8 protein-coding genes are annotated in these 11,119 nt (G+C 70.4%); all 8 read right to left on the bottom strand.

Annotated features, from left to right (window positions below; all coding sequences use genetic code 11):
* Positions 1-14 precede the first annotated feature (14 nt).
* Complete coding sequence (locus ACH4YP_RS30950; RefSeq protein ID WP_361058105.1) at positions 15-809, bottom strand: FtsQ-type POTRA domain-containing protein; 795 nt, start codon at positions 807-809, stop codon at positions 15-17.
* 23 nt (positions 810-832) lie between these two features.
* Complete coding sequence (murG, locus tag ACH4YP_RS30945) at positions 833-1,921, bottom strand: undecaprenyldiphospho-muramoylpentapeptide beta-N-acetylglucosaminyltransferase (protein WP_266740692.1); 1,089 nt, start codon at positions 1,919-1,921, stop codon at positions 833-835.
* A gap of 6 nt (positions 1,922-1,927) precedes the next feature.
* Entirely contained in the window at positions 1,928-3,292 is a 1,365-nt protein-coding gene (ftsW, locus tag ACH4YP_RS30940) for a putative lipid II flippase FtsW (RefSeq protein ID WP_361058102.1), read from the bottom strand.
* A 190-nt stretch (positions 3,293-3,482) separates the two neighbouring features.
* Positions 3,483-4,922, bottom strand: coding sequence for a UDP-N-acetylmuramoyl-L-alanine--D-glutamate ligase (gene murD / locus ACH4YP_RS30935; protein WP_361058100.1), 1,440 nt, complete (start codon positions 4,920-4,922; stop codon positions 3,483-3,485).
* Positions 4,904-5,974 (bottom strand): phospho-N-acetylmuramoyl-pentapeptide-transferase, encoded by a 1,071-nt coding sequence (mraY, locus tag ACH4YP_RS30930; RefSeq protein ID WP_361058098.1) that lies wholly within the window; start codon positions 5,972-5,974, stop codon positions 4,904-4,906. The genes murD and mraY overlap by 19 nt, the downstream gene beginning before the upstream one ends.
* Positions 5,971-7,383 (bottom strand): UDP-N-acetylmuramoyl-tripeptide--D-alanyl-D-alanine ligase, encoded by a 1,413-nt coding sequence (gene murF / locus ACH4YP_RS30925; protein ID WP_361058096.1) that lies wholly within the window; start codon positions 7,381-7,383, stop codon positions 5,971-5,973. Before murF ends, mraY begins: the two co-directional genes overlap by 4 nt.
* A 4-nt stretch (positions 7,384-7,387) precedes the next feature.
* On the bottom strand, positions 7,388-9,076 hold the full coding sequence (locus ACH4YP_RS30920; RefSeq protein WP_361058094.1) for a UDP-N-acetylmuramoyl-L-alanyl-D-glutamate--2,6-diaminopimelate ligase: 1,689 nt from the start codon (positions 9,074-9,076) through the stop codon (positions 7,388-7,390).
* An 89-nt stretch (positions 9,077-9,165) separates the two neighbouring features.
* A complete protein-coding gene (locus tag ACH4YP_RS30915) occupies positions 9,166-11,118 on the bottom strand; it encodes a penicillin-binding transpeptidase domain-containing protein (protein ID WP_398493912.1) in 1,953 nt (650 codons plus the stop codon).
* Between the last annotated feature and the right edge of the window lies 1 nt (position 11,119).

Genomic DNA, 11,119 nt, shown 5'->3' with positions numbered 1-11,119 from the left:
TGCGCGGATGGGCGTCAACTCCCCGATGACGCAGGGGCGGTGGGAACGCTGACATCGAAGTGCCGCGCCTCTGGAGCGGCTTTCATGAGAGCGCCGAGCGTACGGGCCTTGACGCCGCTCTTCTCGCCACTTCCCCACAGGACGGTCCGGTTGCCGCTCAACTCCAGCGAGATGGAGTCGTACGAACGGACCTTGACGACCTGGGTGTCACGCGCGACCGCGGCCGGAAGGGAACCCGCGACGCGCACCGCCTCACCGATCAGCCGGCCGGTCCCGAAACGGCGCAGGCCCGCGGACCGGGAGACCGCCAATTCCAGTGCGGGAACGCCCTTCGGGGCGCGCGAAACCGTGGCATATCGCACGCCCTTGGCGTCCACTTCGACGAACTTTCCGCCCTTTTCGGCAATGAGAACCGGAGTGCGTTCGATCACTTTCAGCCCGATTCCATGGGGCCAGGAACGGACGACGTCAACCGAGTCAATTCGGGGCAATTTCCGGCGGAGTCTTGCCTCAATCACATCGGTGTCGACTGAAATCAACGGCGATCCGACCGGAACGTCGGCCGCCTCGACGACCTGATCGGGCGTCAGGACCCGCGTCCCGGAAGCCGATACGCGCTCCACGCGCAGCCACTGCGAGCCGTAGAGCACCCAGAGACAGCCCGCGGCGAGCAGTGCGAGGCAAACGACCGGAATGATGAGCCTACGAGGCTTCGGGAGCCTCCTGAGAAGGGGTGGCCGGGGCGGGCCGGAGTCCGGATCCTGTCGGGCTTGCCGTTCGCCGCGTTCGGCGGTGGTCGGTCCGGCCACGCTCCCCTGCCTTCTGCCACGCGCTAACGGCGTGACGCGATCGCCTCGTACACCATCCCGACGAGCAGGTCGTCGGCGTCCCGGCGGCCGAACTCGGAGGCGGCGCGGGACATCTCGAACAGCCGGTGCGGATCGGCGAGCACGGGCAGGACGTTGCTCTGCACCCACTGCGGTGTCAGTTCCGCGTCGTCGATCAGCAGTCCGCCGCCGGCCTTGACCACCGGCTGGGCGTTGAGCCGCTGTTCGCCGTTGCCGATGGGCAGCGGGACGTAGACGGCGGGGAGCCCGACGGCGGAGAGTTCGGCGACGGTCATCGCGCCCGCACGGCAGAGCATCATGTCGGCCGCCGCGTACGCGAGGTCCATCCGGTCCACGTACGGTACCGGGATGTACGGGGGCATCCCCGGCATCTGGTGGACCTGCGGCAGTTCGTTCTTCGGGCCGACCGCGTGCAGGATCTGGATACCGGCCTGCTGGAGGTACGGGGCGGCCTGCTGGACCACCTCGTTGAGGCGGCGGGCGCCCTGCGAGCCGCCGGAGACCAGCAGGGTCGGCAGGGCGGGGTCGAGCCCGAACGCGGCGCGCGCCTGCGGGCGTACGGCGGCCCGGTCGAGCGTGGCGATCGAGCGGCGCAGCGGGATGCCGATGTAGCGGGCGTCGCGCAGCTTGCTGTCCGGCGTGGAGACGGCGACCCGGGCGGCGTACCGCGAACCGATCTTGTTGGCGAGGCCGGGGCGGGCGTTGGCCTCGTGGATCACGATCGGCACGCCGAGGCGCTTGGCCGCGAGGTAGGCGGGCAGGGCGACATAGCCCCCGAAGCCGACGACCGCGTCGGCCTTGGTGCGTTCGAGGATCTGCTCGGCCGCCTTGATCGTGCCACGCAGCCGTCCGGGGACGGTGATCAGCTCGGGGGTGGGCTTGCGCGGCAGCGGCACCGCGGGGATCAGCGCGAGTTCATAGCCTCGCTCTGGTACGAGTCGGGTCTCGAGTCCGCGCTCCGTGCCCAGGGCCGTGATACCCACGGTCGGGTCCTGCCTGCGCAGGGCGTCCGCGAGGGCGAGCGCGGGCTCGATGTGGCCGGCGGTCCCCCCACCGGCGAGTACGACATGCACCGAAATTCACCGCTCTCCGGACGAACGCGCCGCGGCGCGCCGTCGCATCGTGTTCCATCTCCGAGGCCCCGCGGCCCCTGCGGAGCCTCTCACCGCAGCCCGCTTTCTGCCAAAGCGGGGTTGCCGCATCGCGAGTGCCGCCCGCGCGGCGGGATCCTCACGTGCGAAGGCGATGAGGAGCCCGATGGCGAACATGGTCGGAAGCAGGGCGGATCCCCCGTAGGAGAACAGCGGGAGAGGGACGCCGGCGATCGGCAGCAGGCCGAGCACCGCACCGATGTTGATCACGGCCTGGGCCGTGATCCAGGTGGTCACGCCTCCCGCGGCATACCTCACGAAGGGGTCCTCCGTGCGTCCGGCCACGCGGATACCCGCATAGCCTAGGGCCGCGAAGAGGGCGAGCACCGACAGCGTCCCCGCGAGGCCCAGTTCCTCCCCGGTGATGGCGAAGATGAAGTCGGTGTGGGCTTCGGGCAGTTGCCCCCATTTCTCCACACTGGCGCCGAGGCCGGAGCCGAAGAGCCCGCCGTTGGCGAGGGCGTAGATGCCGTGCACGGCCTGCCAGCAGTCGACGGGGCCCGACTGGGGTTCGGTGGCTCCCAGGCAGGAGAGGCGGGCCATGCGGTTCGGGCTGGTCCTGATGAGAAGGAAGCCGATGGTCAGGGCGACGGCGAGGACGCCCCCGAAGAGCCGCGTGGGCGCCCCCGCGAGCCACAGCAGTCCGAACAGGATCGCGGTGAGGATGATCGCCGTGCCCATGTCTCCGCCGAGCATGATCAACCCGAGCAGCATGAAGGCCACCGGAACGAGCGGCACCAGCATGTGCTTCCACTGCGCCAGCAGCCGCTTGTCCTGCTTGCGGGCGAGCAGGTCGGCGCCCCACAGGACGAGGGCGAGCTTGCCGAACTCGCTGGGCTGGAGCTGGAAGGGGCCGCCGACCGAGATCCAGTTCTGGTTGCCGTTGACCGCGACTCCTATCCCCGGCACCTGGACGAGGATCATCAGGAAGACCGAGCCGAGCAGTATCGGGTAGGCCAGCGCCCGGTGCAGCCTGGACGGCATCCGTGAGGCGGCGAACAGCAGCAGGCCGCCGAGCACGGCGGCGAAGAACTGCTTGCGGAAGAAGTACGACCCGGGCAGCGACAGCTGGAGCGCGGTGATCTGCGAGGCGGAGTACACCATCACCAGTCCGAGCACGGTGATCAGCAGGCTGCCGCCGAGGATCAGGTAGTAGGCGGTCAGCGGCCGGTCCCAGGCACGCCGTACGCGCGTGTGGAGGCGTCCTACGGGGTTGTCCCGAGGGGGGCGTGGGCCGGCGGGCCGGCGGGGGGCGCGCTGGACGGGAGGACGCCCGGTACGGCTACTGGACATCGGCGGCACCTGCCAAGCCGTGGGAGGGCGTCCCGCCGGGGATCCCCTCGGGCCGTTCGGGCCCCGAGGGCGGGACGGCACGGCACAGTGCCGTGCCACCGGCGGAAAGCAACCGACGAGGCCCCAGCCGGATCCGTGTCACGCGTCCCTCCCAGGTGTGCCCGGCGCCGCCGGGCGAGGCGGACCCGGGTCAGCCGTCGACGGCGCCGAGTTCGCGAACCGCCTCCGCGAAAGCGTCGCCGCGCTCGTTGTAGTTGGTGAACATGTCCATGGACGCACAGGCAGGCGCCAGCAGGACAGTGTCTCCCGGCTCCGAGAGCCGTGCGGCCTCGCGAACCGCCGCGAGCATCGCACCAGTGTCGGTCCGGTCGAGGTCGACCACGGGTACTTCCGGCGCGTGTCGCGCGAGCGCTTCACGGATGAGGGCCCGGTCGGCGCCGAACAGGACGACGCCCCGCAGTCGCTTTGCCGACTTGGCGACCAGCTCGTCGAAGGTCGCGCCCTTGGCGAGCCCGCCGGCGATCCACACGATCGACTCGTACGCCGCCAAAGAGGCTTCCGCCGCATGTGTGTTGGTGGCCTTGGAGTCGTCGATGTAGGCGACCCGGTCCACGTCGGCCACGTGCTGGATGCGGTGGGCGTCGGGCCTGAAGGCCCGTAGGCCGTCCCGTACGGCCGCGGCGGGCACCCCGAAGGCGCGGGCCAGGGCCGCCGCCGCAAGGGCGTTGGCGATGTTGTGCGGGGCGGGCGGGTCGACGTCCGCGACCTCGGCGAGTTCCTGGGCCTGCTTGTGCCGGTCCTCGACGAAGGCGCGGTCGACCAGGATGCCCTCCACGACGCCGAGTTGGGACGGGCCCGGGGTGCCGAGCGTGAAGCCGACCGCCCGGCAGCCCTCCTCGACGTCCGCCCCGCGCACCAGGTCCTCGGTGGCCTTGTCGGCCATGTTGTAGACGCAGGCGACCCGATTGCCCTCGTAGACACGCCCCTTGTCGGCGGCGTACGCCTCCATGGAGCCGTGCCAGTCGAGGTGGTCCGGGGCGAGGTTCAGGACGGCGGCGGAGTGGGCGCGCAGCGAGGGTGCCCAGTGGAGCTGGTAGCTGGACAGCTCGACGGCCAGTACGTCGTAGGCGTCGTCGCCTTCCTGGACCACGTCGACGATCGGGGTGCCGATGTTGCCCACGGCGGCCGTACGAAGGCCCGCGGCGGCCAGGATCGAGGCGAGCATCCGCGTCGTGGTGGTCTTGCCGTTGGTGCCCGTGACGGCCAGCCAGGGGGCGGCGTCGGGGCCCCGCAGGCGCCAGGCGATCTCCACGTCGCCGACGACGTCCACGCCCGCCTCGGCGGCTGCCCGGAAGAGGGGGCTGCCCGGCTTCCAGCCCGGCGAGGTGACCACGAGGTCGGTGCCCTCGGGAAGCGTCTCGGCGTCCGCGAGACGTACCGAAATGCCTTCCCCCTCAAGGGAGGCGGCCTTCTCCCGGTGGGCCTCCGAGGAGCCCCCGTCGACGACCGTGACCGACGCGCCGAGGCCGGCCAGGGCGCGGGCGGCGCTGATGCCGCTCACGCCGAGACCGGCGACGGTGATGTTCATGCTCTGCCAGTCGGGCGCAGTGGTCACTTCTGGGCTGCCCATCCCGCGTAGAAGAGGCCGAGTCCGACGATCACGCACATGCCCTGGATGATCCAGAAGCGGACCACCACAAGGACTTCGGACCACCCCTTGAGTTCGAAGTGGTGCTGGAGCGGTGCCATTCGGAAGACGCGCTTGCCGGTGAGGCGGAACGAGCCGACCTGGATGACGACGGACATGGTGATCAGGACGAAGAGGCCGCCGAGGAGCGCGACGAGGAGCTCCGTGCGGGAGCAGATCGCGAGGCCGGCGAGCGCGCCGCCGAGGGCCAGCGAACCGGTGTCACCCATGAAGATCTTGGCGGGCGAGGTGTTCCACCACAGGAAGCCGAAGCAGGCGCCCATCAGGGCCGAGGCGACGACGGCGAGGTCGAGCGGATCCCGTACTTCGTAGCAGGCGGCCGGGTACATGAGGGTCTGCGCGTTGGCACAGGACTCCTGGAACTGCCAGACGCCGATGAACGTATAGGCGCCGAAGACCATCACGGAGGCGCCGGTGGCGAGTCCGTCGAGGCCGTCCGTGAGGTTCACGCCGTTCGACATCGCGAGGATCATGAACAGCGCCCAGACCACGAACAGCACCGGTCCGATGGACCAGCCGAAGTCCTGCACGAAGGAGAGCCGGGTGGAGGCGGGGGTGTTGTTGAGGTTGTCCGCGAACTGCAGCGAGAGCACCGCGAAGGTGATGCCGACGATCAGTTGGCCGGCCAGCTTCGCCTTGGCCCGCAGACCGAGCGAACGTCGCTTGACGATCTTGATGTAGTCGTCGAGGAAGCCGACCAGGCCCATGCCCGTCATCAGGCCGAGCACCAGCACTCCGGAGAACGTCGGCGGCTTGCCGGTGATCACCTTGCTGAGGAAGTACGCCAGGAGCGTGGCCAGGATGAAGGCGATACCGCCCATGGTCGGCGTACCGCGCTTGGCGTGGTGCTCGCGCGGGCCGTCGTCGCGGATGTACTGCCCGTAGCCCTTGCGGGCCAGCAGCTTGATCAGCAACGGGGTGCCCACGAGAGTCAGGAAGAGGCCGATGACTCCTGCGAAGAGGATCTGGTTCATCGGACGGCAACCTCACCCTCGGTGCCCTCGACCAGCGCCTGAGCCACCCGCTCCAGGCCGACCGACCGTGACGCCTTCACGAGTACGACGTCTCCCGGGCGCAGTTGACTGCGCAACAGGTCGATCGCCGCCTGTGTGTCGGACACGTGCACCGACTCCTCACCCCACGAACCCTCGTTATATGCGCCCAGTTGCAGCCAGGACGCTTCCCTGCCCCCGACCGCGACGAGCTTGCCGACATTGAGCCGGACGGCGAGCCGTCCGACCGCGTCGTGCTCGGCGAGCGCCTCGTCCCCGAGCTCGGCCATCTGACCGAGCACCGCCCAGGTCCGCCGCCCCTTGCCCATGGCCGCGAGCGCGCGCAGGGCGGCTCGCATGGACTCGGGGTTCGCGTTGTAGGCGTCGTTGACGACCGTCACGCCGTCCGGGCGCTCGGTGACCTCCATCCGCCAGCGGGAGAGGGTGCCCGCCTCGGAGAGCGCGGTGGCGATCTCGTCTGCGGACATGCCCAGCTCATGGGCGACGGCGGCCGCGGCGAGCGCGTTCGACACGTGATGCTCACCGTACAGGCGCATGGTCACGTCGCTGCACCCGGAGGGTGTGTGAAGGCTGAACGAGGGCTGTCCGCTCTCCGTGAGCGTCACGTTCTCGGCCCGTACGTCCGCTTCGCCGGACTCTCCGAAGAGGATCACGCGTGCTTTCGTCCGCGAGGCCATGGCTCGCACGAGGGGGTCGTCGGCGTTCAGGATCGCGACGCCGCCCGCCTCTGCCGGGGGCAGGCCCTCCACCAACTCGCCCTTTGCCTGGGCGATTTGCTCGCGACCGCCGAACTCGCCGATGTGAGCGGTGCCGACGTTCAGGACGAGGCCGACCTTCGGGGGCGTCAGACCCGTGAGGTACCGGATGTGGCCGATACCGCGGGCCCCCATCTCCAGGACCAGGAACCGGGTCTCCTCGGTGGCGCTGAGGGCGGTGAGCGGCAGCCCGATCTCGTTGTTGAGCGAGCCCGGCGTGTAGACCGTCGGCGCCTTGCGCTGAAGCACCTGGGCGATCAGGTCCTTCGTGCTGGTCTTGCCCGCGGAGCCGGTGAGGGCCACGAGGGTCGCGCCGAGCCGTTCGACGACATGGCGTGCGAGGGCGCCCAGGGCCGTCTGGACGTCGTCCACGACGATCGCGGGCACGCCGACGGGCCGTGACGCCAGCACGGCCGCCGCGCCCGCCTCGACGACGCTCGCCGCGAAGTCGTGGCCGTCCACGCGCTCGCCCACGAAGGCGACGAAGAGGCTGCCTGGCTCCACCTCACGGGAGTCCCTGACGACCCGTCCGGTGACCTGGACCGACGGATCCGGTATGTCGTGTGTCTGCCCGCCGACGACTGAGGCGATCTCGGCGAGAGAGAGGGCGATCACAAGTTCATCCCTGGGTCTTCTGGATAGCTTCGCGAAGCACCTGGCGGTCGTCGAAGGGACGGACCACTCCGGCGATGTCCTGGCCCTGCTCATGGCCCTTGCCCGCGACCAGCACCGTGTCGCCCGGCTGTGCGCGGGCGACGGCCGCGACGATCGCGGCGGCCCGGTCCTCGAAGACCTGGACCTCTCCGCGCTCGTACGCGGGCACCTCGGCGGCGCCCGCGAGCATCGTGGCGAGGATCGCGAGGGGGTCCTCGGAGCGGGGGTTGTCCGATGTCAGTACGGCGGTGTCGGCGAGCCGGGCCGCGGCGGCGCCCATGGGCATCCGCTTGGTCTTGTCCCGGTCCCCGCCACAGCCGAGGACGATGTGCAGTCGGCCCTCGGTGACCTTGCGCAGGGCCCGCAGCACGGACTCCACGGCGTCGGTCTTGTGCGCGTAGTCGACCACCGCGAGGTACGGCTGTCCGGCGTCCACGCGCTCCAGCCGGCCCGGCACGCCCGGTACGGCGGCGATGCCGTCCGCGGCGGTCTGCGGGTCGAGCCCGGCGACGGCGAGGGAGACGATCGCGGCGAGCGTGTTGGCGACGTTGAAGGGGCCCGCGAGCGGCGACTTGGCGTTGACGCGCTCGCCCTTGGGGCCGACCGCGACGAAGACCGAGTCCATCGGGCCGACCTGGACCTCCTCGGCCCGCCAGTCGGCGTCCGGGTGGCCCTCCGCGGAGAACGTCACCACGGGAACGGTGGCCTCCTTGACGAGCTTGCGTCCGTACTCGTCGTCGAGGTTGACCACGCCGAGCCTGCTGCGCTCCGGCGTGAACAGCTGTGCCTTGGCCCGGAAGTAGTCCTCCATGTCGGAGTGGAACTCCATGTGCTCCGGGCTGAGGTTGGTGAAGACCGCGATGTCGAAGATGCAGCCGTCGACCCGGCCGAGGACCAGCGCGTGGCTGGAGACCTCCATGGCGACCGCGTCGACGCCGCGCTCGCGCATGACGGCGAACAGCGCCTGGAGATCGGTCGCTTCGGGGGTCGTGCGCTCCGACTTGATGCGCTCGTCGCCGATGCGCATCTCCACGGTGCCGATGAGGCCGGTGCTGCGGACCGTCTTCAGGCCGCCCTCGACGAGGTACGCGGTGGTGGTCTTGCCGGACGTGCCGGTGATGCCGATCTGGAGCAGGTCGGGACCCGGGTGGCCGTAGATCGAGGCGGCCAGTTCGCCCATCGTCCGGCGCGGGTCGCCGACGACGAGGACCGGCAGACCGGTGGCCGTCGCGCGCTCGGCCCCGGTCGGGTCGGTCAGCACGGCGGCGGCGCCGAGGCCCGCCGCCTGCGTCACGAAGTCGGCGCCGTGCATCCGGGCGCCGGGCAGCGCGGCGTACAGGTCGCCGGGGCGCACGGCGCGCGAGTCATGGGTGATGCCCGTGACCTCGACGGCGCCCTGCGCGCCCTGCGGCGCCGGAGCCGCCATCTGATCGGCGACCACTGCCACGAGCTCCGCGAGGGGTGTGGCGGAATTCTGAACCGGTCGCGGCGGCCCCGGATATGTCACAGGAACGCCCTTCTGGGTGGTTTGGGACTGATCAGCGTGTGGCACGGCGGTGAGCGTACCGGGCACACCCCCGCCGGAGCGAAGCGAGGGGCGTGGCGGAGTGTGCGGCGTGCCGTGGTTCCCGGGGTCGGGAGTGATCGTTGTCACGAGCTGTTCCTGGTCGGTGATCCGGGGTGCTGGAGCATGGCGTTCCGGTCGGTGCCGATGAAGGCCCGGCCCGGGCTGGTCGGGTCTGGTCAGGGGGTGAAAGTGACGGGAAGTCTGGCGGTCCGGGCCCCCGTGGGCGGTACCTGAAGGGTCTTCAGCGCGAACTCCAGGACCTCCTTGTAGACGGGCCCGCAGATCTGACCGCCGAAGTAGCTGCCCTCGGTGGCGTTCTGGATGGCGCAGTAGACGGTCACCCTGGAGTTGTCCGCGGGCGCGAATCCGGCGAAGGAAGAGGTATAGCCGTGGTAGCGGCCGGTGGCCGGATCCACACGGTTGGCCGTGCCGGTCTTGCCCGCGACGCGGTAGCCGGGGATACGCGCCTTGGTGCCCGTACCCTCCCGGTCGTCCACGACGGACTCCAGCATCTGTGCCAGGGTCTTCGCCGTCTTCTCGCTGACGACCCGTGTCTCCTTGGGCTTGGCGGCCGGGGTGAAGCGACCGTCGGGCCCCTTCGTGCCGCGGACCAGCGTCGGTTCGATCCGTACGCCGCCGTTGGCGATCGTCGAGTAGACGGAGGCCGCCTGCATCGCGTTGATCGACACGCCCTGGCCGAAAGGAATCGTGTACTGCTGGGAGGTCGACCACTGGCCGGCGGGCGCGAGGATGCCCCTCGTCTCGCCGGGGAAGCCGAGACCTGTGTAGTCGCCGATCCCGAACTTGCGCAGATATGAGTAGAGGACCTGGTTGGCCTCCTGCTGTGTCTTGCCCAGCTGGCCGGTCGCCAGGATGGTGCCGATGTTGCTGGACTTGGCGAGGACGCCGTTGAGCGTCAGGTACCAGGTCGGGTGGTCGATGTCGTCGCGGAAGAGCCGGTCGCCGCGGTGCAGCCGGTTGGGCACGGTCACGTGCGTCGCGGACGTGGCGGCGTTCTCCTCCAGGACGGCGGCCATCGACATGACCTTGGCGGTCGAGCCGGGCTCGTAGGCGTCTTCGAGGCCCCAGTTGTGCAGGGCGTTCCCGTCGGCCTTGGAGAGGTCGTTCGGGTCGAAGCCGGGCGAGTTGGCCATCGCGAGGATCTCGCCGGTCCTGTTGTCCTGCACTATCACGTACCCGCGGTCCGCCTTGGACTCCTTCACCTGCTCGGCGATGGCGTTCTGGGCGGCCCACTGGATGTCGCGGTCGATGGTCAACTCGACCTCGGAACCGGCCACGGCGGGCTTCTCGGTGGAGCCCGCGGTCGGCACCTGCCGGCCGCCGGACTGGGCGTAGCGGATCTCGCCGTCCTTGCCCGACAGCTCCTTGTTCAGCTGCTGCTCGATGCCGCCGCCGCCCTTGCCGTCGGCGTTGACCCAGCCCAGTATCCCGGCGCCGAGCTCGCCGTTCGGATAGACCCGCTTGCTGCTGGGCTCCTGGAGGACGCCCGCCAGGACGTTCACCTCCGACCCGTCCTCGCCCGCCTTGTCGGCGAGCGTGCTCTTCAGGTCCTTGATCTGCGTCCAGACCTGGGGGGTCTGGCGCCGGGCGAGCACGACGTACCGGGTGTTCTTGGTCCGGAGCTTCGCGGCGAGTTCGTCGGGGTCCTTGTCGAGGATCGGACCGAGCAGGGCGGCGGCCCGCTCGGGGGCGTCGCCGGTCTTCGTCGCCTTCCGCGTGAACAGCGTGGGGTCGGCGGTGATGTCGTTGGCGTCCACGCTGATCGCCAGGTCGACGCCGTTACGGTCGGTGATCCCGCCGCGCTCGGCGGCCAGGGTCCGGCTGAGGTACCGGTTCTTCTCGGCCTTGGCGGTGTACTCGCTCGCGTCGACGGCCTGCACCTGGAGGAGCCGGACGACGAAGGCGATCAGTACGAGGGCCAGGGCGAGGCTGACCAGGCGCAGCCGCGGGCGAGGACTGCCGAGCCGGATGACGCGCGAGCCCTGGCCCCGGGAGGGAGCCGGGCGGCGGGCGGGGCGTGCGCCCGGCCCCGGCCGCCGCTGGCTGCCGGGCCGTACGGGCCGGGCGGGCGAGGGCACCCGACGGCGCGGGGGTTCCCTGTCGGACACT

Source organism: Streptomyces sp. NPDC020747, from assembly GCF_044334695.1.
Taxonomy (GTDB): domain Bacteria; phylum Actinomycetota; class Actinomycetes; order Streptomycetales; family Streptomycetaceae; genus Streptomyces.
The sequence above is the reverse complement of the archived record's forward strand: the minus strand, read 5'-3'. Positions and strand labels throughout refer to the sequence as shown.